The organism is Phytohabitans rumicis (assembly GCF_011764445.1).
In the GTDB taxonomy this organism is placed as follows: domain Bacteria; phylum Actinomycetota; class Actinomycetes; order Mycobacteriales; family Micromonosporaceae; genus Phytohabitans; species Phytohabitans rumicis.
In genome coordinates this window covers 2,221,494-2,241,192 of record NZ_BLPG01000001.1, presented here as the reverse complement: position 1 = coordinate 2,241,192, position 19,699 = coordinate 2,221,494, and the positions used below count along the sequence as shown (strand labels likewise).

At 72.8% G+C, this 19,699-nt stretch carries 20 protein-coding genes and 2 pseudogenes; 16 read left to right on the top strand and 6 right to left on the bottom strand.

The window, feature by feature from the left end; translation table 11 throughout:
* The first annotated feature begins 7 nt into the window (after window positions 1–7).
* The 8 genes and pseudogenes from Prum_RS51230 to Prum_RS49375 all read left to right on the top strand — a co-directional run bounded on the left by Prum_RS51230 (window position 8) and on the right by Prum_RS49375 (window position 5,643).
* Window positions 8–655 carry a peptidoglycan-binding domain-containing protein gene (locus tag Prum_RS51230; RefSeq protein WP_246277779.1) on the top strand — a complete coding sequence of 216 codons (648 nt, stop codon included), beginning with the start codon at window positions 8–10 and terminating at the stop codon, window positions 653–655.
* Window positions 652–774 carry a hypothetical protein gene (locus Prum_RS53690; RefSeq protein ID WP_281368876.1) on the top strand — a complete coding sequence of 41 codons (123 nt, stop codon included), beginning with the start codon at window positions 652–654 and terminating at the stop codon, window positions 772–774. The genes Prum_RS51230 and Prum_RS53690 overlap by 4 nt, the downstream gene beginning before the upstream one ends.
* Window positions 771–1,028 (top strand): efflux RND transporter periplasmic adaptor subunit, encoded by a 258-nt coding sequence (locus Prum_RS51225; RefSeq protein ID WP_246277778.1) that lies wholly within the window; start codon window positions 771–773, stop codon window positions 1,026–1,028. The genes Prum_RS53690 and Prum_RS51225 overlap by 4 nt, the downstream gene beginning before the upstream one ends.
* Window positions 1,025–1,686: pseudogene (locus Prum_RS09575) on the top strand (ABC transporter ATP-binding protein). The gene Prum_RS51225 and the pseudogene Prum_RS09575 overlap by 4 nt, the downstream one beginning before the upstream one ends.
* Complete coding sequence (locus Prum_RS09570; protein WP_246277777.1) at window positions 1,683–2,873, top strand: ABC transporter permease; 1,191 nt, start codon at window positions 1,683–1,685, stop codon at window positions 2,871–2,873. Before Prum_RS09575 ends, Prum_RS09570 begins: the two are co-directional and overlap by 4 nt.
* Before the next feature lie 72 nt (window positions 2,874–2,945).
* Window positions 2,946–3,992, top strand: a complete 1,047-nt coding sequence (locus Prum_RS49385) for an alpha/beta hydrolase family protein (RefSeq protein ID WP_218577168.1) — start codon at window positions 2,946–2,948, stop codon at window positions 3,990–3,992.
* Window positions 3,980–5,020, top strand: coding sequence for a hypothetical protein (locus Prum_RS49380; RefSeq protein ID WP_218577167.1), 1,041 nt, complete (start codon window positions 3,980–3,982; stop codon window positions 5,018–5,020). Before Prum_RS49385 ends, Prum_RS49380 begins: the two co-directional genes overlap by 13 nt.
* Entirely contained in the window at window positions 4,975–5,643 is a 669-nt protein-coding gene (locus Prum_RS49375) for a hypothetical protein (protein WP_218577166.1), read from the top strand. Before Prum_RS49380 ends, Prum_RS49375 begins: the two co-directional genes overlap by 46 nt.
* Here the strand turns inward: Prum_RS49375 and Prum_RS09560 are convergent.
* A pseudogene (locus Prum_RS09560) lies at window positions 5,640–6,658 on the bottom strand (ROK family protein). The gene Prum_RS49375 and the pseudogene Prum_RS09560 sit on opposite strands and share 4 nt — an antisense overlap.
* A gap of 143 nt (window positions 6,659–6,801) precedes the next feature.
* Between Prum_RS09560 and Prum_RS09555 the strand changes: the two are divergent.
* Window positions 6,802–7,782, top strand: a complete 981-nt coding sequence (locus Prum_RS09555; protein WP_173075707.1) for an alpha/beta hydrolase — start codon at window positions 6,802–6,804, stop codon at window positions 7,780–7,782.
* Here the strand turns inward: Prum_RS09555 and Prum_RS09550 are convergent, their stop codons facing one another.
* A complete protein-coding gene (locus tag Prum_RS09550) occupies window positions 7,783–8,835 on the bottom strand; it encodes a helix-turn-helix domain-containing protein (RefSeq protein WP_173075705.1) in 1,053 nt (350 codons plus the stop codon).
* Between the two features lie 18 nt (window positions 8,836–8,853).
* Window positions 8,854–9,279 carry an OsmC family protein gene (locus Prum_RS09545; RefSeq protein WP_173075703.1) on the bottom strand — a complete coding sequence of 142 codons (426 nt, stop codon included), beginning with the start codon at window positions 9,277–9,279 and terminating at the stop codon, window positions 8,854–8,856.
* An 87-nt stretch (window positions 9,280–9,366) separates the two neighbouring features.
* On the opposite strand from Prum_RS09545, the gene Prum_RS09540 reads away from it, so the two are divergent.
* The 5 genes from Prum_RS09540 to Prum_RS09520 are packed head-to-tail and all read left to right on the top strand — an operon-like array spanning window position 9,367 to window position 14,741.
* On the top strand, window positions 9,367–11,562 hold the full coding sequence (locus Prum_RS09540) for a S8 family serine peptidase (RefSeq protein ID WP_173075701.1): 2,196 nt from the start codon (window positions 9,367–9,369) through the stop codon (window positions 11,560–11,562).
* The gene (locus Prum_RS09535) at window positions 11,553–12,107 is read left to right on the top strand and encodes an FG-GAP repeat domain-containing protein (RefSeq protein WP_173075699.1); all 555 of its coding nucleotides are present in this window, start codon (window positions 11,553–11,555) and stop codon (window positions 12,105–12,107) included. The genes Prum_RS09540 and Prum_RS09535 overlap by 10 nt, the downstream gene beginning before the upstream one ends.
* A gap of 4 nt (window positions 12,108–12,111) precedes the next feature.
* A complete protein-coding gene (locus Prum_RS09530; RefSeq protein ID WP_173075697.1) occupies window positions 12,112–12,429 on the top strand; it encodes a hypothetical protein in 318 nt (105 codons plus the stop codon).
* A gap of 6 nt (window positions 12,430–12,435) precedes the next feature.
* The gene (locus tag Prum_RS09525) at window positions 12,436–13,359 is read left to right on the top strand and encodes a M14 family zinc carboxypeptidase (protein WP_173075695.1); all 924 of its coding nucleotides are present in this window, start codon (window positions 12,436–12,438) and stop codon (window positions 13,357–13,359) included.
* A gap of 20 nt (window positions 13,360–13,379) precedes the next feature.
* Window positions 13,380–14,741, top strand: a complete 1,362-nt coding sequence (locus Prum_RS09520; protein WP_173075693.1) for an FG-GAP repeat domain-containing protein — start codon at window positions 13,380–13,382, stop codon at window positions 14,739–14,741.
* Here the strand turns inward: Prum_RS09520 and Prum_RS09515 are convergent.
* The 3 genes from Prum_RS09515 to Prum_RS09505 all read right to left on the bottom strand — a co-directional run bounded on the left by Prum_RS09515 (window position 14,738) and on the right by Prum_RS09505 (window position 18,482).
* A complete protein-coding gene (locus tag Prum_RS09515; RefSeq protein ID WP_173075691.1) occupies window positions 14,738–16,840 on the bottom strand; it encodes a molybdopterin-dependent oxidoreductase in 2,103 nt (700 codons plus the stop codon). The two genes, Prum_RS09520 and Prum_RS09515, sit on opposite strands and share 4 nt — an antisense overlap.
* 9 nt (window positions 16,841–16,849) lie before the next feature.
* A complete protein-coding gene (locus tag Prum_RS09510) occupies window positions 16,850–17,380 on the bottom strand; it encodes a DUF3455 domain-containing protein (protein WP_218577165.1) in 531 nt (176 codons plus the stop codon).
* 385 nt (window positions 17,381–17,765) lie between these two features.
* Window positions 17,766–18,482, bottom strand: coding sequence for a carbonic anhydrase (locus tag Prum_RS09505; protein ID WP_246277776.1), 717 nt, complete (start codon window positions 18,480–18,482; stop codon window positions 17,766–17,768).
* A gap of 166 nt (window positions 18,483–18,648) precedes the next feature.
* On the opposite strand from Prum_RS09505, the gene Prum_RS51220 reads away from it, so the two are divergent.
* Both Prum_RS51220 and Prum_RS51215 read left to right on the top strand, forming a co-directional pair.
* Window positions 18,649–19,086 carry a class I SAM-dependent methyltransferase gene (locus tag Prum_RS51220; RefSeq protein ID WP_246277775.1) on the top strand — a complete coding sequence of 146 codons (438 nt, stop codon included), beginning with the start codon at window positions 18,649–18,651 and terminating at the stop codon, window positions 19,084–19,086.
* Window positions 19,056–19,445: a hypothetical protein gene (locus tag Prum_RS51215; protein WP_246277774.1), complete on the top strand. Its 390-nt coding sequence runs from the start codon at window positions 19,056–19,058 to the stop codon at window positions 19,443–19,445. Before Prum_RS51220 ends, Prum_RS51215 begins: the two co-directional genes overlap by 31 nt.
* Window positions 19,446–19,699: the final 254 nt, after the last annotated feature.

Here is a 19,699-nt window from a genome sequence, read left to right as displayed (position 1 = left end):
GGCGGCCGTGGCTGCCGCCGGGGCCGCGGCGGTGGCCGCGAACGGGTTCGGCCTGCCGGACGGCGACGGCGGGACGCCGGCGCACAGCGCGCTGCCGCCGGCCACCGCGCAGGTCACCCGGCAGACGCTGCTCGACACCCAGACCGAGACGGGCGATCTCGGGTACGGCGACACGACCAAGGTGGCCAGCCGGCTGAGCGGGACGCTGACCGGGCTGCCGGTGCCCGGGTCCACGGTCAAGCGCGGGCAGGCGATCTTCCGCATCGACAACGCCCCGGTCGTGCTGCTGTACGGCAAGCTGCCGGCGTACCGGGCGCTGTCCACCGGGGCGGAGGGCGGCGACGTCAAGCAGTTCGAGCAGAACCTGTCCGCGCTCGGGTACGACGGGTTCACGGTGGACGACGAGTACACCGCCTCGACCGCGTCGGCGGTGAAACAGTGGCAGGAGGACCTCGGCCTGACGGAGACCGGCACGGTGGAACTGGGCCGGGTGGTCTACGTGGCCGGCGCCGTGCGGGTCGACAGCTACGACGCCGAGCTCGGCGACGCCGCCCAGCCGGGTGAATCCGTGCTCTCGTATACCGGATCCAATCGCGTGGTCACCGTCGAACTGGACGTGGAGGACCAGCGGCTGGCCAAGAAGGGGCCGCGGTGACGGCCACGCTGCCGGACGGCAAGACGGCGCCCGGGAAGATCACGAAGGTGGAGACCGTGGTCCAGCCCGCCGAGGGCAGAACCCGGCGACGACGAAGATCGAGGTCACCGTCGCGGTGACCGACGCCAAGGCGCTGGCCGCCCTGGACGCGGCGACGGTGGACGTCGCGTTCACCGCGTCCGAGCGCAAGGACGTGCTGACCGTGCCGGTGGCCGCCCTGCTCGCCCTCGCCGAGGGCGGGTACGGCGTCCAGGTGGTGGACGGCGGGTCCGCCCGGATCGCCGCGGTGCAGACCGGACTGTTCGCCAGCGGCCGGGTCGAGGTCACCGGCGACGGGCTCACCGAGGGCGCGACGGTGGGGATGCCGTCGTGACGTCCGTTGTGGAATTGGATGAGGTGACGAAGGCGTACCCGGGTGGGGTGGCGGCCCTGCGGGGGTCAGCCTGTCGGTCGGGTACGGGGAGCTGGTGGCCATCGTCGGCCCGTCCGGCTCCGGCAAGTCCACGATGCTGCACCTGATCGGCACGCTGGACCGGCCCTCGACCGGCACGGTACGCATCGACGGCCACGATATCGCGGCGCTGTCCGACCGGCAGCTGTCGGCGCTGCGGGCGCGCCGGATCGGTTTCGTGTTCCAGCAGTTCCACCTCGCGAGTGGACAGTCCGCTGTGGACAACGTCGCCGACGGGCTGCTGTACGCCGGCGTACCCATGAAGGAGCGGCAGCGGCGCGCGGAGGCCGCGCTGGTCCGGGTCGGGCTCGCTGACCGGCTGGACCACCGTCCGCACGAGCTGTCCGGCGGCGAGAAGCAGCGGGTGGCGATCGCGCGGGCGGTCGCCGGGGAGCCTGCGCTGCTGCTCGCGGACGAGCCGACCGGAAACCTCGACTCGGCCTCCGGCAGCGGGGTGATGGCGCTGCTGCGGGAGCTGCACGCCGGCGGCACCACCGTGCTGGTCATCACGCACGACCGGGACATCGCGGCCAGCCTGCCGCGCGAGGTACGGATGCGAGACGGGCAGGTGGAGGCGTGAAGCCGGCACGGTTGCGGCCGCGGGACGTCGTGCGGGTTGGCAGCGCGGGGCTGCGCACCCGGCCGATGCGGGTGTTCCTGTCCGCGCTGGGCATCGCGATCGGCATCTCCGCGATGATCGCCGTGGTGGGTATCTCGTCGTCGAGCCGGGCCGAGCTGGACCGCCAGCTCGCCGCGCTGGGCACCAACCTGCTGACGGTGGCGCCCGGCAACACGATGATGGGCGACACCGCGACGCTGCCCACCGAGTCGGTCTCGATGATCTCGCGGATCGGGCCGGTCCAGCAGGTCGCCGCGGTCGGAAAGGTCTCCGGCGCGAACGTCTTCCGCAGCGACCGGATCCCGGTGGCGCAGACCGGCGGCATGTCCGTGCAGGCGGCCCACCTCGACCTGCTCGGCACGGTCGGCGCCACCCTGGCGAACGGCGCCTGGCTGAACGCCGCGACCGCGAAGTACCCGGCCGTCGTGCTCGGGTCCGCCGCGGCCCGGCGGCTGGGCATCGGGGCGGCGGGGCAGGACGTCCAGGTGTACGCCGGCAACCGGTGGTTCACCGTGGTCGGCATCCTCGACCCGGTGCCGCTGGCGCCGGAGCTGGACTCGGCGGCGCTGGTGGGCTGGCCGGCGGCGCAGTCCTATCTGGACTTCGACGGCTACCCGACCACCGTCTACACGCGCACCGCGGACACCGCCGTCGAGGCCGTACGCGGCGTGCTGGCGGCGACCGCCAACCCGGGGGCGCCGAACGAGGTGAAGGTGTCCCGCCCGTCCGACGCGCTGGCCGCCCGCCAGGCGACCAACCGGGCGTTCACCGGGCTGCTGCTCGGCCTGGGCGCGGTCGCGCTGCTGGTCGGCGGCGTCGGGGTGGCCAACACCATGGTGATCTCGGTGCTGGAACGCCGTCCGGAGATCGGGCTGCGCCGCTCGCTCGGCGCCACCCGGGGCCAGATCCGGCTGCAGTTCCTGGCCGAGTCGCTGCTGCTGTCGGCGCTCGGCGGTGTCGGCGGGGTCATCCTCGGCATCGCGGTCACCACCCTGTACTCGGCCACTCAGGCGTGGCCGGCCGTGGTGCCCGCCTGGGCGACCGGCGGCGGCGTGGCGTCGACCCTGCTCATCGGCGCGATCGCGGGCCTGTACCCGGCGATCCGGGCCGCCCGCCTGGCCCCCACGGAGGCATTGGCGACGCCGTAGTGCAACGTTTCCGGCTTGACGCGCGTCTCTACCGTAGGCGTCATCCACGGGGGAGAACGTTTCATGCGGGCAATGCGGGTGTTGGTGGCCGCCCTGGTGGCGGCGGGCTCCATGGTGGTTGTCGGTGGCTCGGCGCAGGCCGAGCCACCACGGCCGCCGACGGAGGGGAGCCCGCTGCCGCCAGGGTGGCAGATCGACGGGGCCGACCTCGTCTGGCAGGCGTCGAAACGGGTGCCGATGGGCGACGCGGCCGTCGAGTTCTACGCCGGGGACCGCCTGCTCGGGCGGCCCCGGGCGGCGCGGGACGGCCGCACGTTCCGGCTCGACCTGACGGCGCTCGACCAGGCGAATCTGTCCACGTTGGAGGCCCGCGCCGGCGGGCGCCGGCTGGACGCCCCGGCCGGGGCGCCGCGGTCGCGGTCCACGACGCCGGCCCCGCTGCCGGCCCAGGCCCCGCTGGCCGCGGTCGACCCCGGCAAGCCCGGCCCGTACAAGACGGTGATGGGGGAGTACACCCTGCCCGGGGTACGGCTGCCCGGCTTCCCCGCGCCGGTCGAGATGGTCGGCGTCGTGGTCGCCCCGAAGGGCGCGAGCGGCAAGCGCCCGCTGGCGCTCTTCCTGCACGGCCGGCACTCCACCTGCTACAAGGGTGAGGAGAGCAGCGGCGACTGGCCGTGCCCCCGCGGGTGGCGGTCGATCCCCAGCCACCGCGGTTACCTGACGGCGCAGCGGCTGCTCGCCTCGCAGGGCTACGTCACCGTGTCGATCTCCGCGAACGGCATCAACGGGCAGGACTACGCGGCCGCCGACGGTGGCGCGCAGGCCCGCTCCTCGCTGGTCCGGCAGCACCTCGCCCGCTGGGCGACCTGGGCGGGCGCGGGCCGGGCGGGCGCGCCGGGCGCCGTCCGCACGGCGCCGCGGGCCGACCTGTCCCGCGTGCTGCTGGTCGGCCACTCGCGCGGCGGCGAGGGCGTCAACCGCGCGGCGATGGACAGCCTCAGCCCACCGCCGGCCGCCCAGGACGGCTACCGGGGCCCGGTCCGCTGGCGGATCCGCGGCACCGTCCTCATCGGACCGACCATCTTCGGGCACAACCCCGCCCCGACGTGCCCTCGCTGACCGTCCTGCCGGGCTGCGACGGCGACGTCTTCGACCTGCAGGGTGAGGTCTATGTGGACGGCACCCGCGGGGTCAGCCGCGGCGCCGCCCTGCACGGCGCGGTCTACATGGTCGGCGCCAACCACAACTTCTACAACTCCGAGTGGACGCCGGGACAGGCGGCGGCGCCGGCGTGGGACGACTTCTGGAGCGAGGAGCCCGATCCGGTCTGCACGCCGAACTTCGCGCGCACCCGGCTGACGCCGACCCAGCAGCAGGCGGCCGGTGCGACGTACTACGCCGCGGCGGCGCGGCTCTTCGTGGGCGGCGACGACCGGGTCCGCCCGCTCATCGACGGCTCGAACGTCCGGCCGGCGTCGGCCGGCCCGGCCCGGGTGCTCAGCCACGCCGTCGGCGCCGCGCGCACCGCGCTGCTCGTGCCGGACGCGACGACCACCGTCACGGGTGCCGGCGCCCGCCTGTGCCCGCAGGTGGCCAGTGACCCGGCCGTCGCGTGCCTCGGCGAGGCCGAGGGCGGCGGGTCGCCGCACTTCGTGCCGTTCGGCTTCATCTCGCCGGATCCCGACCGGTACGCGGTGGCGCTGACCTGGTCGGCACCCGGTACGCCGGCGCGGATCCGGCCCGCCCGGCAGGTCTTCGTCGCCGGCGCCACGTCGGTGGCGCTGCGCATCGTCGTACCGCCGAACACCAAGGGCACCACGCTCGACGTGGCGGTGACCGACACGGCCGGCCGGCGATCCGTCCTGGGCCAGGTACGCCTCGACGGGCTGCCCGGCACGGGGTTCACCACCTCGTACTGGGGCAAGAGGTGCGCGTGCCGCTCCGGGCGGGCGTCGACGCGAGCCGGATCGCCGCGCTGGAACTCGTGCCGCGCAGCGCGTCCGGCAAGGCGTGGCTGGTGGACGCGTGGGGCTGGCGCCCCGGCACCCCGGACCCGCGGCCGGTGCCGTTGCCGCGCGTCGACTTCGGACCGGTGTCGACAGTGGACGAAGGCGACTCGGGCGTCCGCACGTACCGGGTGCCGGTGACCGTGTCCGGGTGGGGAGGCGGGCAGGTCCGGCTCTACCTGTACGACTCGACCGCGTTCGAGGTGACCAGCCGGGTGGTGACGCTGACGCCGGGCACGCGGACCATCGACATCCCGGTCGAGGTGCGCGGCAACACCCGGTTCAACTACGACGCGTACCACGTGGTGGCCGCGAAGGCGCTGCGGGGCGTCGCGGTCGGCGCGTACGAGGGTGGCTTGATCGTGCTCAACGACGACCCGATGCCCGCGATCAGCGTGGCGCCGGTGGCCGACCGGGTCACCGAGGGCGCCAGCCTGACCTGGCGGGTCACCCTGTCCGAGCCGGCCGACGCCGACATCTTCGGGTACTTCGCGGCGACGCCGCCGGCCAGCGGCCCCGAGCTGTCCTCGACGGACGTCGACCCGGAGTGGTTCGAGCAGCAGACGTTCGAGTCGCCACTGCCGTCCCGGCCGTTGTCCAGCGCCAATCTCTACGTCTTCGTCATCGTGCCGGCCGGCGAGCTGACCGCCGAGTTCTCGGTGCCCACCATCGCCGACGCGTTGGCCGAGCCGCCCGAATACCTCCGCCTACAGCCGGAGTCCGGCCCGGACCTGGTCGGCACGGTGACCGACCCGACCCCCTAGAGGAGGGCGAGGGCGGCGAGGGCGGCGCCGCGCGCGCCGGCCATGTCCAGGTCGGGTACGAGGGCGAACGTCGCCATCTTCGCCTGCTCCTCGCGGAGCGCGGTGTGCTCGCGTACCCGCTCCAGGAACCAGTCGCGGAACTCCGGCGTGGTCTCCACGACGCCGCCCCGACGAAGTACGCGTGCGGGTCGGTGAAGTTGGCCGCGATGGTGAAGAGCCGGCCGAGCGCCATGGCCTGCTGCTCGAAGATCTTCAGGGCGAGCGGGTCGCCGCGTTCGCCGTACGACCGGACGAGCTTGGCGGCCTCCTTGATCGTGTGGGGCGGGCCCAGGTCGTGCCCCTCGAACCGGGTCAGCCAGTAGGGCAGCAGGTTCTTCATGATGCCGGTCAGCGAGGCCACGCCCTCCACGTCGCCGGAGAACCCGCAGTTGCACTGCGGCGTCGGCTGCCCCTCGGCGAGCAGGCCGTCCATCGGGATGTGCACGTGCCCGAACTCGCCCCCGCCGCCGGTCGCGCCCTTGACGATCCGCCCGGACTCGATGACGCCGCCGCCGAGGCCGGTGCCCACGATCGCGGCCACCGAGGAGCGCAGCTCCGCGTCCGCCCCGAAATGGACAACGTGCGCATAAAGGGCGGCGGCGTTGCCGTCGTTGTTGTAGACCACCGGCAGCCCGACCCGGTCCTCCAGCGCGCCGCGGATGTCGAAGCCGTACCAGGAGGGCAGCCCGAAGTTCGTGCCGCCGCGTGACGAGAGCACCCCGTCCGCGCTGGCCGGGCCGGGCGTGTCGAGCCCGATCGAGCGGATCGCGGATCGCGGCGTACCGGTCAGCTCCAGGGCGTGGTCGATGGCCCGGACCAGCGCGTCCAGCGCCGCCGGGGGTCCGTCCAGCACGCGGCTGGGCACCTCGACCAGCCGGTCGACCAGGAAGTGACCGGCGCGGTTGATCAGCGTGACGTTGGTGGCCGTCCCGCCGACATCCAGGCCGACGACGACGGGTTCGGCAGAAGGGTCCACGCCCTTGATCGTACGGAAGCGGACCCCGGAAACCGCCAGGTGGCGGTCGAGGAAAGGAAAAGACCCGCCATGTGACGGTAGTTACACGATCTTCATCGGCGCAGGATCGAGGCCACGCTCCACGGTTACGGAAGGTGATCCTTATGCCGGTCCACCCCAACCTCGACGCCGAACTCGCCGCCATCGTGGCGGCGGGCGCCATGCCGCCGGTCGACTTCGCCGGCCTCACCGTCGCCGACATCCCCGAGCTGCGGGTGCAGATGGACGCGATGCTGGCCGCGATGGGCGAGCCGCCGGCCGACGACCGGGTGGTCACCGAGGATCGCCTGATCCCGGGACCGGACGGCGATCCGGACATCAAGGTACGGATCTACCGGCCGGCCGGGCTGCCCTCGCCTGCGCCCGTCGTGTACTGGATCCACGGCGGCGGCATGATCCTCGGCGACCTGCGCACCGGCGAGAACGTCGTGGTCGACCTGGCGTGCGAGGTGGGCTGCGCGGTCGTCTCGGTGGAGTACCGGCTGGCCCCGGAACACCCCGACCCGGCCCCGGTCGAGGACTGCTACGCCGGCCTGGTGTGGGTCGCCAAGAACGCCGCCGAGCTGGGCTTCGACCCGGACAGGATCGCGGTGGCCGGCGGCAGCGCCGGGGGCGGCCTCGCCGCGGGTACGGCGTTGCTGGCCCGCGACCGCGGCGGCCCGGCCCTGGCGATGCAGATGTTGATCTACCCGATGCTGGACGACGGCAACGACAGCCCGTCCGCCCGGGAGTTCTCCGGCGAGTGGCCGAGCTGGAACTGGGAAGCCAGCGAGCTGGGCTGGAACGCCCTGCTCGGCGAGCGCCGGGGCACCGAGGCCGTGTCGCCGTACGCCGCGCCGGCCCGCGCCGCCGACCTCACCGCGCTGCCACGTACGTACATCGACGTCACCGAGCTGGAGGTCTTCCGGGACGAGTGCTACGCGTACGCCCGGCGGCTGTCCGAGGCCGGCGTGTCGACCGAGTTCCACGTCTACCCGGGCGTGTTTCACGCCTGGGAGATGCTCGCCCCCGAGACGGCGCTGGCCCGACAGGCCCACGACCTGCGAGTGGCAGCGCTGCGCCGCTGGCTCACCCGCCAACCGTAATCACGGTCGGCGGGCGCGCCACATGGACCACAGGCGCAATGCCAGGTAGGCCCGCTGCCGTCCGGCGGGGGCGTCCACCACGTATCCCAGGGCCGCCTGTGCCCGCGCGATCCGCGCGGCCATCGAGCTGTGATGCAGGTGTACGGCCTCCGCCGCCCGCCGAAGCGACCCGTGCGCGCAGAGCGCCTCCAGTGCGGCGATCGCCTCCCGGCCGGGCGCGGTGCCGGCGAGCGCCTCCAGCCGGCGTACCTCCTCGAGATCGCCGATCGCCGAGTCCGGGACGTGCTCGGCGACCAGCGCCAGCGGGCCGAGGTCGTCCCAGACGACCACTGTCCCCGAGGCCAGGCGCAGCGCGGCCCGCGCACCGGCCCAGGAGCGTCCGGCTGCGTCCGGGGGCACGGCCGGGCCAACCCCGAGCGGCCCCACGTCGCCTACGTCGGCCAACGGGGCGCCGGTGGTGAGGACGGCGGCGGCGTCGCCCAGTTCCGCACCGCGGGCGAGGCGGCCGGCGCGTACCAGATCCTTCACGATGCGCTCGGCGGCGCCGCCGGGTGCGGCCAGCACGCGGAGCGGGACGTCCGGACGCAGGCCGAGTAGGCGCAGCGCCCGCCCGCGCTCGGCGGGCCCGGTGCCCGCCGCGAGCACCAGTTCGACGAGCGCCGGGTCGTCGATCGCGGGGGCGTGGCCGCGCGCCCGGTCGACGGCCACCTCCGCGGCCACCGCGAAGCGCTCCAGGATGATCGCGTCGAGCGGCTGCGGCGCGCCGTCGCGTTCCAGCCAGACCAGCAGGCCGCTCTCGTCCAGCGTCCGGGTGGCGGCGGTGGGCGGGGGCGCCTCGATCCGGGTACGTCGGCCGTCGGTCGCCATGCGCAGGTGCTGCCCGTCCGCCGGGTCGCGCAGGCCGGCCGGGCAGCGGGCGACCACCACCGCGGCACGCAGGACCGTCACCGCGTCGGCGTGGTGGCGCACCAGCTCGTCGAAGTACGCGATGACCCGCACGGCGTTTTCGGCGTCCGCGTCCAGTTCGGCCAGCCGCAGCAGCAGCCCCTGCATTCCGCCAGGGTAGGCGCCCTAGAGCGGCCCGGTCGAGATGGGCGTGCCGAGCTCGACCGTGCGGGAGACGACGCAGAGGCGGTCGTGGGACATCCGGATGGCGCGGGGCAGGGCCTCCCGGGCCTGGTCGCCGGCCTCGCCCTCGGGGAACGTCACGGTGAACTCGAACGCCAGGTTGGTCATCAGGTTGCCGCCGGCCTCGTCGCGCACCTTGTCACCGGTCACCCGTACCGCGAACGCGGTGGGCTCGGCGCGCCGGCTGACCAGCACGTCCACATCGAGCGCCGTGCACGCGCCGATGGCCGCCAAGAGCAGCTCGACGGGCGTGAAGTCGGCGTCCTTGCCCTGGCCGACCGATAGTTCGCCGCCGCGCACATTGCGTACGACGTGCCGGCCGACCACGGTCCGTTCGATCTCCACGGTGCGCAAGCTCTCCCCAGCCATGCGGAGAAACCTACCTGGCAAATCAACGACCCTGTCGTATTTCTCGCCACCGGCGGGGGCTCCCTCAACCAGCGAGAGGAGCACGCGATGGATCGCGAATACTACGTGCGCGGAGAGCGCAAGACCGTAGAGGAAATCGACAATGTGGTGGCCGTCAAGGCCCCGTCGGCCCGCGACGCCCGCGCCACGGCGGCCTCGCTGGGCACCGTCACCGACGGTCGGGACGTCGGCGTACCGGACGACACGATGGAGGCGTTCGAGCGCGCGCGGTGGGTCTTCGTCGAGCCGTCGGCCGACACGACGAGCCGGATGAGCGAGGCGGCGCCGATGCCCGACACCGAGGACGTCGGCAAGCTGGTACGCCGGCCGAACGGGCGGTTCGGCATCGTGACGCGCCGGCTCAACGTGCAGCTCAGCGAGAGCCTGTCGGCGGAGGAGGCCGAGCAGGTCCTGGCCGAGCACCACCTGGAGCTGCGGGCCCGGCTGCGGTTCGCGCCCAACCTGTTCGTGGTCGAGACCGCGGCGCACCCGGACGCGCTGGCCGCGTCGGTCGACCTCAGTGCGGACGAGCGCTTCACGCTGGCCGAGCCGAGCCTGGTCGAGCACGTCCCGCAGCGCTTCACGCCGACCGACCCGCGCTTCGCGGAGCAGTGGCAGTGGCGCAACACCGGCCAGGCCGGCGGCACCGCGGGCGCCGACGTGAGCGCCGAGGAGGCGTGGGACCAGACCCGCGGCGCCGGCATCCGGGTGGCCGTCATCGACAACGGGTTCAACGCCAACCACGAGGACCTGCAGGCCGCCGTGCTGCCGACCTCCGGCTTCTTCCAGAACAACGACACCTTCGTGCAGGGCACCGCCGGCATGCCGGGCAGCAACCACGGCACGTTCTGCGCCGGCATGGTGGGCGCGCGGCACAGCAACGGGGTCGGCGGCTGCGGCGCGGCTCCGGAGTCCGAGCTGATGCTGATCGCGTGCCTCGGCGACCAGGTCGGCACGCAGACCACGCTGGCGCAGGCCGTGGCGTACGCGGCCAACCCGGCCATGGAGGTGCCCGGCGCCGACCCGAACACCGGCGCGGACATCCTGGTCAGCAGCCTCGGGCCCAATGGGGCGGACTGGGACCTGACCGAGACGCTGCGCCTGGCGATCGAGTTCGCCGCGGCGAACGGCCGGGGCGGCCGGGGCCTGGCGATCTTCTGGGCGGCCAGCAACGGCAACAACGTCAACATCCTGCAGGACGAGGTGGTCTCGCACGCCGACGTCATCGCGGTCGTCCGGTCCACCCGGTTCGACCTGGAAGACAATGCCGCGCGCGGGCCCGAGGTCGAGCTCATCGCGCCCGGCGTCGCCGTCGTCAGCACCAACACCAACGGGTACGGCCCGAGCACCGGCACCAGCTTCGCCGCTCCCTGCGCGGCCGGGTGCGCCGCGCTGGCCCTCTCGATGAACCCGGCGCTCACCAGGGACGAACTGCGCCAGATCATGCGCGACACGGCCGAGAAGATCGGCGGCGTCGCCTACGACGCGAACGGGCACAACGACGACTACGGCTTCGGCCGCGTCAACGCGCTGCTGGCCGTCCAGGCGGCCGCCGCCAGCGTGTCGGTCGTGCAGGGCCGGGACATCGCGCTGGTCCGGCAGACGCCGGGCTGGGCGTCGATCCCGGTGGCGTTCTCCAACGGCGACGGCAGCTGGCGGATCACCAACGGCGGCGCGCCGAACTTCATCCCGGACTGGGCGCACCAGCCGGGCGTCCGGGTGGTTCAGGGCGACTTCAACGGGAACGGCTCGACCGACATCGCGCTGGTGCGCCAGACGCCGGGGTGGGCTTCGATTCCGGTGGCGTTCGCGCAGGGGGATGGTTCGTGGTCGATCACGAATGGTGCGGCGCCGAACTTCATTCCGGACTGGGCGCATCAGCCGGGTGTGCGGGTGGTCCCGGGTGATTTCAACGGGAACGGGTTGACGGATATCGCGTTGGTGCGTCAGACGCCGGGCTGGGGCAGCATTCCGGTGGCGTTCGCGCAGGGGGATGGTTCGTGGTCGATCACGAATGGTGCGGCGCCGAACTTCATTCCGGACTGGGCGCATCAGCCGGGTGTGCGGCTGATCGCGGGTGATTTCAACGGGAACGGGTTGACGGATATCGCGTTGGTGCGCCAGACGCCGGGCTGGGGCAGCATTCCGGTGGCGTTCGCGCAGGGGACGGTTCGTGGTCGATCACCAATGGTGCGGCGCCGAACTTCATTCCGGACTGGGCGCATCAGCCGGGTGTGCGGCTGATCGCGGGTGATTTCAACGGCAACGGCCTGACGGACATCGCGCTCGTCCGGCAGACGCCGGGCTGGGCGACCATCCCGATCGCGTTCGCGAACGGCGACGGCACGTGGACCGTGACGAACGCGCCCGCGCCGGACTTCATCACCGACTGGGCGCACCAGCCGGGTGTGCGCATCGTCGCCGGTGACTTCAACGGGAACGGGTTGACCGACATCGCGCTGGTGCGGCAGACGCCGGGCTGGGCGTCGATCCCGGTGGCGTTCGCGCAAGGGGACGGCAGCTGGAAGATCACGAACGGCGGCGCGCCGGACTTCATCCCGACGTGGGCGCACCAGCCCGGCGTCCGCCTGGTGCCCGGCGACTTCAACGGCAACGGGTTGACCGACATCGCGCTGGTGCGGCAGACGCCGGGCTGGGCGTCGATCCCGGTGGCGTTCGCCAACGGCGACGGCAGCTGGAAGATCACGAACGGCGGCGCGCCGGACTTCATCCCGACCTGGGCGCACCAGCCGGGCGTTCGGCTGGTCCCCGGCGACTACCACGGATGACCAGATGACTGACGAGACAGTGTTCCGGGTCCGGCTCGCGGCCCCGACCGTGGACGAGCTCAAGGCGTTCACGGACGAGATCGAGCCGGACCTGGGGTGCCGGGCGATCGCTCGGCAGGCGGACGGTGAGGTCGCGATCGACGCGTACCTCACCGAGGGGCAGCTGCGCGCGGCCCGGCAGAGTCGCCGGGCCGGCCGGGTGTCCGTGGAGGTCGTGGCGAACGAGACGGAAGCCGGGCGGGAACGGCAGCGCGAGGTGGGCTCCGGGGACCGCTTCGCCACGCGCGGCGGCGTTCCGCGCGGCCTGGGAGTGAAGGAGTAGCCGGCGGTGGCCTACCTCAACGTGACCGAGATCGAGTCGGCGGTGGCCGCCCTGGCGGCGGCCTACCCGGCGACGGCCGAGCTGATCGCCTGCCCAAACGCCACGCACGAGTCGCGGCAGACGCACATGCTGCGCGTCGGCGCGTCCAGCGGCCCCGCGCCGGAGGCGATCCTGGTGCTGGGCGGCGTGCACGCCCGGGAGTGGGTGCCGCCGGACGCGCTCGTATCGCTGGCGGCCGACCTGCTCGAGGCGTACGAACTGGGCACCGGGCTGCGGTACGGCGGCAAGCAGTTCACCGCGGACGAGGTGCGGCGGGCCATGGAGACCGTCGACCTGTTCGTCTACCCGTGTGTGAACCCGGACGGCCGCCACCACAGCCAGACCGCCGACCCGATGTGGCGCAAGAACCGCCGGCCGCACCCGAACGGCGGCGGCTGCGTCGGCGTCGACATCAACCGCAACTTCGACTTCCTCTGGGACCACCTCGCGAAGTTCGCCGCCGACTCGGGCGTCAACACGTCGGCGAACGCCTGCGACCGGAACGTCTACCGTGGACCCTCGGTCGCGTCCGAGCCGGAGACCAGAAACGTGACGTGGGCGCTCGACACGTACCCGCGCATCCAGTGGCTGGTCGACGTGCACAGCGCCGTGCCGGTGATCCTCCACTCGTGGGGGAGCGACCAGAACCAGACCGCCCGGCCGGATCAGACGTTCCGCAACGGCGCGTTCGACACGGTGCGCGGGCGGGCCAACGACACGGTCTACGGCGAGTACATCGCCGCCGGCGACCTCAACCGCTGCGCCACGATCAGCCAGCGGATGAACGACGCGGTGAAGGGCGTCCGCGGCGACGACTACGGCGTGGAGCAGGCGTTCGGGCTGTACCCGACGTCGGGGCGAGCGACGACTTCGCGTTCAGCCGGCATTTAGCGGACGCCAGCAAGCCGAAGGTGTTCGGCTTCACCATCGAGTGTGGACACTCGTTCCAGCCGGCGTGGTCCGAGGCCGAGGAGGTCATCCGGGAGGTGTCCGCCGGGCTGATCGCGCTCAGCCTGGAGGTCGCCGCCGGTGCGGGCGGCCCGGTCGAGGCGGTGCGCGGCGCGGACATCGCCCTGGTCCGGCAGACGCCGGGCTGGGCGTCGATCCCGGTGGCGTTCGCCAACGGGGACGGCACGTGGCGGGTCACCAACGGCAGCGCGCCGGACTTCATCTCCGACTGGGCGCATCAGCCGGGCGTCCGGGTCATCCCGGGCGACTTCAACGGGAACGGCTCGACCGACATCGCGCTGGTCCGCCAGACGCCCGGGTGGGCCTCCATTCCGATCGCGTTCGCGCAAGGCGATGGCTCCTGGAAGATCACCAACGGCGGCGCGCCGAACTTCATCCCGGACTGGGCGCACCAGCCCGGTGTGCGGCTGGTTCCCGGTGATTTCAACGGGAACGGGTTGACGGACATCGCGTTGGTGCGGCAGACGCCGGGGTGGGCGTCGATCCCGGTGGCGTTCGCGCAGGGGGACGGCTCGTGGGCGGTCACCAATGGCGCCTCGCCGAACTTCGTTGCGGATTGGGCGCATCAGCCGGGTGTGCGGCTGATCGCCGGTGATTTCAACGGGAACGGGTTGACGGACATCGCGTTGGTGCGGCAGACGCCCGGGTGGGGCAGCATTCCCATCGCGTTCGCGCAAGGGGACGGCTCGTGGGCCGTCACCAACGGCGCCGCGCCGAACTTCATCCCGGACTGGGCACATCAGCCGGGTGTGCGGCTGATCGCCGGTGATTTCAACGGGAACGGCCTGACGGACATCGCGTTGGTGCGGCAGACGCCCGGCTGGGCGTCGATTCCGATCGCGTTCGCGCAGGGGGACGGCTCCTGGGCGGTCACGAACGGCCCGGCGCCGGACTTCATCTCCGACTGGGCCCATCAGCCCGGTGTGCGGCTGATCGCCGCTGATTTCAACGGGAACGGGCTGACCGACATCGCGTTGGTGCGCCAGACGCCCGGCTGGGCGTCGATCCCGATCGCGTTCGCCAACGGGGACGGCACCTGGACGGTGACGAACGGTCCGGCGCCGGACTTCATCCCGGCGTGGGCACACCAGCCGGGTGTACGCGTCGTCGCGGGCGACTTCAACGGGAACGGCCTGACCGATCTCGCCCTCGTCCGGCAGACGCCGGGGTGGGCGTCGATCCCGGTGGCGTTCGCGCAGGGCGACGGGACGTGGAAGGTCACGAACGGCGCCGCGCCGGACTTCATCCCGGACTGGGCGCACCAGCCCGGCGTGCGGCTGGTCCCCGGCGACTACCACGGTTAGCCGCTGGCTGACTCCACGGTCACGACCACGCCGTTCAGGGCGGCGTTCCCCGACAGCTCGTCGAGGAGCGTGTCGTCGGTCAGGTCGTTGATGCTCACGCCCGGCGTGCGGCTCGCCACCGAGAGCCGTACGTCGGGCCGGGCGTGGCCCCAGCCGTGCGGGAGGCTCACCACGCCGGGCATGATGTCGGCGGTCTCGGCCACCTCCACCTCGACCTCGCCGACCCGGGAGCGCACCCGTACCCGCTGGCCGTCGCGCAGCCCGCGGGCGGCCAGGTCGTCGGGGTGCATGAAGAGGTGGTGCCGCGGGCGACCCTTCACCAGCCGCTCGTAGTTGTGCATCCACGAGTTGTTGCTGCGCAGGTGGCGGCGCCCGATCAGGCGCAGCTGGCCGGGCTCGGGCGCGGCGAGCAGCTCCTCGGTGGCCTCCCGCAGCGCGTCCAGCAACTGCGTCGGGGCGGCGTGCACCCGCTTGTCCGGCGTACGCAGGGCGCCGGGGAAGCTGGGACGCAGCGGCCCGAAGTCCACACCGGACGGACGGCGGCGCAGCGCGCGCAGGCTCACCGGGTACGGCCCGAGGCGCAGCCCGGCCGCGATCTGCTGGTGCGGGCGCAGCCGCATCATCAGCCGGCGCCGCATCGCAGGACGGCGGCCCAGGCGGCGCGCGTACCGCCGGGCCAGCTCGGTGAAGATCTCCCAGTCGTGCCGGGCGTCCGCCGGCTTGGGCAGGACGGCCGGCGAGTACCGGGCGGTGTTGCGCACAGCGAGGGCGTGGAAGATCACGTCGTAGTGGTCGTGCTCCAGTGCGGTGGTGGGCGGGAGGATCACGTCGGCGTGCCGGGTGGTCTCGTTGACGTAGAAGTCGACGGCCACCATGAAGTCCAGCCCGTCCAGGGCCCGGTCGAGCTGGCCGCCGTTCGGGGTGGAGAGCACCGGGTTGCCGGCCACGGTGACCAGCGCCCGGATCTGGCCGTCGCCGGGCGTCAGGATCTCCTCGGCGAGGGCGGCGACCGGCAGCTCGCCGGAGAACTCCGGCAGGCCGCGCACCCGGCTGCGCCACTTGTCGTAGTGGCCGGGCCCGACCAGACCACCGCCGACCAGGTCCACGGCCGGCCGGGTGAAGAGCGCGCCGCCGGGCCGGTCGAGGTTGCCGGTGGCGAGGTTGAGGAGCTGGATCGCCCACTGGGACAGCGCCCCGAACCGCTGGATCGACACGCCGACCCGGCCGTAGCAGGCGGCGCCCTCAGCGGCGGCGAACTCCCGGGCGACGCGCCGGATCACGTCCGCGTCGACGCCGGTCACCGCGGCGACCCGCTCGGGGGTGAACGCGGCGACCGCCTCGCGTACCGCGTCCAGCCCGTCGACGTGCGCGGTGGGCTCCGCCGTCCCGTCGGCGAACACGCAGTGCAGCAGCGCGAGCAGGAGCGCGGCGTCCGAGCCGGGCCGGACGAAGTGGTGCTCGTCGGCCAGCGCGGCGGTCTCGGTGCGGCGCGGGTCGAAGACCACCACCTTGCCGCCGCGGGCCTTCAGGTCGACCAGCCGGCGGCGTACGTCCGGCACGGTCATGAGGCTGCCGTTGGAGGCCAGCGGGTTGGCGCCGAAGACCAGGAAATAGTTGGTGTTGTCGATGTCGGGGATCGGGATGAGGAGCTGGTGGCCGTACAGCCAGTGCACCACGAGCTGGTGCGGCAGCTGGTCCACGGAGGTGGCGGAGAACCGGTTGCGGGTACGCAGCTGGCCGAAGAAGTGCGGCCCGTGGGTGAGGATCCCGTAGTTGTGCACGCTCGGGTTGCCGAGGTAGAGGCCGACCGCGTTCGACCCGTACCGCTGGCGGGTCTCGATCAGCCGGTCCACGACGAGGTCGTACGCCTCGTCCCAGGAGATCTCCACCCACCCGTCCGGGGTACGCCGGACCGGCTTGCGCAGCCGGTCCGGGTCGGCCTGGATGTCGCCGAGCGCGATCGCCTTGGGGCAGATGTGACCGCGGGAGAGGGGATCGTCGGGGTCGCCGTTGATCGACGTGATGCGGCCACCGTCGATGGTGAACCGCAGCCCGCAGATCGCCTCGCACAGGTTACAAGCGCCGTGGACGGTCTCCATTTCCCCAGGTTACGGCGCGGCGCTGAAGAACCGGTACTCGGCGCGGTATGGCACCGCGGTCACCGTGCCGTCCACGCACGTGCCGGCGGGTGCGGTGCCGCCCTTCGTGGCCAGCCGCTGGATGTACGTCGTGCGGCCGAACACGCCGTCGCCGCGGTTGCGGGTGGCCTGCAGCAGCAGCTCCGGGATGGCGCCGGGCACGGGAGAGTTGGCGATCGCCCGCGCCTCCACGAGCGAACCATCCTCAGTGGACTGCCAGCTCGGCCCGCGGAAGTGGAGCACGTCGTGCCGGCCGGCGGGGCGCCAGGAGCGGCCGGTCAGGCTCGCGGCCGGCTCCACGAACGCCCAGGCGCTCGCGGTGCACTGGTAGATCTGGACGCCCTTGGCCGCGAAGACCGCGGACAGCACATGGCCGGCGGGCGGGTCGAGAGCGGGCGGCGCCTTGGGCAGCGCGGCGGCGCTGCCACCCGAGCCGGCCAGGACGGCGGCCGCCAGCACACCGGCGGCCGCGACAGAACGGATCACTGTGGACTTACGCACGAAGTCCTCCCCCAGAGTCGACGGGATGAGCCTATTGGCGACCCGCGCCCCACACCATTAGCCCACCCTTAAGGCTTCCCGCCCCGCCCTCCGCCCCCGTCCGCGCCCCCGTCCGCGCCCTGCCCGCGCCTCCATCCGCGTCGATCAAGGGCGAATGGTCGTGGTTCGATCTCTTTTCCACGACCGTTTGCCCTTGATCGACGTAGAAGTCCTTGATCGGCGAGACCAACGTGAAGGATCCGAGTCGCCCCAGCGACCCAAATCCTTCACGTTCATGCGGGCTAGGTCGAAGATCGGCGCCCTACTCACGCCAGAACGCCCAAGCGGGGCGCCTACTGGGGCGTAGCATTGCCGGCAAACGTTAACCCTGACGCCGGAAAGCTCTCTAGTGGACCAGGGTGACTCGGCCGGTGTCGAGGTCGTAGCGGGCGCCGACGACCGCCAGCGTGCCGGCCGCTACCCGTTCCGCGATGAGCTCGCTGGTCGCGACGAGCTGGCGCGCCTGCGCCCGGACGTTGGCCCGGACCGCGATGTCCACCCGGTCGCCGCCGCTCTCCAGCAGCGGTTCGACGATCGGGCGCAGCGCGTCGACGATCGAGCCGATGTGGCCGGGCGCCTCGCCGCCGCTCTCCAGTGCGTTGATGGTGGCCGTGATGGCGCCGCAGCGTTCGTGGCCCAGCACCATCAGCACCGGCGGCGCGAACTCCTCGACCGCGAATTCGACGCTGCCCAGCAGCAGGTCGTCGACGATGTTGCCGGCGACACGGTTGTCGAAGATGTCCCCGAGCCCTTGGTCGAAGAGCACTTCCGGGGGTACGCGTGAGTCGGCGCAGCCGAGCGTGATGGCGAACGGGTGCTGGCCGGCCGCGACCTCGCGCAGGCGCTGCGGTGTCTGATGTGGACGGATCGGGTGACCGCTGGCGAAGCGGTGGTTGCCGGCGAGCAGCCGGTTGAGGGCCTTCGCCGGGGTGTCCGCCGCGGGCTCGGTGGCCGGGGTGGCCGGTCGGGCGGCCAGGGCGGGTCCGGCGAGGGCCGTGGCGCCCGCGGCCAGGCCGGTCGCGGCAGCGGCGAGCAGGGAACGCCGGGGGAGGTTTCGTGGCACAGCGATCTCCTCTGATCAAGGACGGATCAGGTCCACCTGGGGATGCTGCTCCTGCCAAACATGAAGTGGAAGCCATGTTCGATGCGACGTGCGACACATTGGTGTACGTGCGACGTGATATTTGATGCATTCATCGGGGCTGGGGTCGAGGTCTATCCTGACGAGCGTGGCGCGCGAGGTCTGGGCCGCAGGCGACCCGTACGAGGCGTACGTGGGCCGCTGGAGCCGGCGCGTCGCGGAGGCGTTCCTGGGCTGGCTGGCGGTCCCCGCCGGCCGTGACTGGCTGGACGTGGGCTGCGGCACCGGGGCGCTGACCGCGACCGTGCTCGGCGCGGCCGATCCGGCCCGGGTGGCCGGTGTGGACCCGTCGGAGGGGTTCCTGGCGCACGCGCGCGCTCGGATATTGGATCCACGAGCCATTTTTCAGGTGGGCGACGCCCGGTCGCTCCCGTTCCCCGACCACCGCTTCGACGCGGTGGTCAGCGGGTTGGCGCTCAACTTCGTACCCGATGCGGCACGTGCGGCGGCGGAACTGGCCCGCGTGGCCCGGCCCGGCGGGTGGTGGCCGCCTACGTGTGGGACTACGCCGACGGCATGGCGATGATGCGGCTGTTCTGGGCCGCCGCCGGGCTGCTCAATCCGGCCGCCGCCGAACTGGACGAGGGGCGCCGGTTTCCGCTGTGCCGGCCGGGTCCGCTGGCCGAACTGTGGTCCGGGACCGGCCTGTCCGGCGTGGCGGTGGAGGCGATCGAGGTACCGACCGTGTTCGCCGACTTCGACGACTACTGGACGCCGTTCCTCGGCGGGCAGGGGGCGGCGCCGGCGTACGTGGCGTCGCTGAGCGAGGGGCGGCAGCGCGCGCTTCGCGACCTGGTCCGCGCTCGCCTGCCGGCCGCGGCGGACGGGTCCATCGCGCTGACCGCCCGCGCCTGGGCGGTGCGCGGTACCACTCGATCCGCCTGAACCGGAACGGCCCGCCCCGGTCCGGCAACCGGTCGGACGTCCGCGGGCGACGCCCGTGTCGCGTGCGCCGATCAAGGACTTGCGCGTCGATCAAGGGCAAAAGGTCGTGGAACGGAGATCGAACCACGGCCGTTCGCCCTTGATCGACGGACAAGCCCTTGATCGACGGACGCGGACCGCGCGGCCGGGGCGGCGAAACTCGTCGTTCCCTCGTGACGTTCTCCGGTGTACGGTGCGGAAAGCGCTTGCCCACG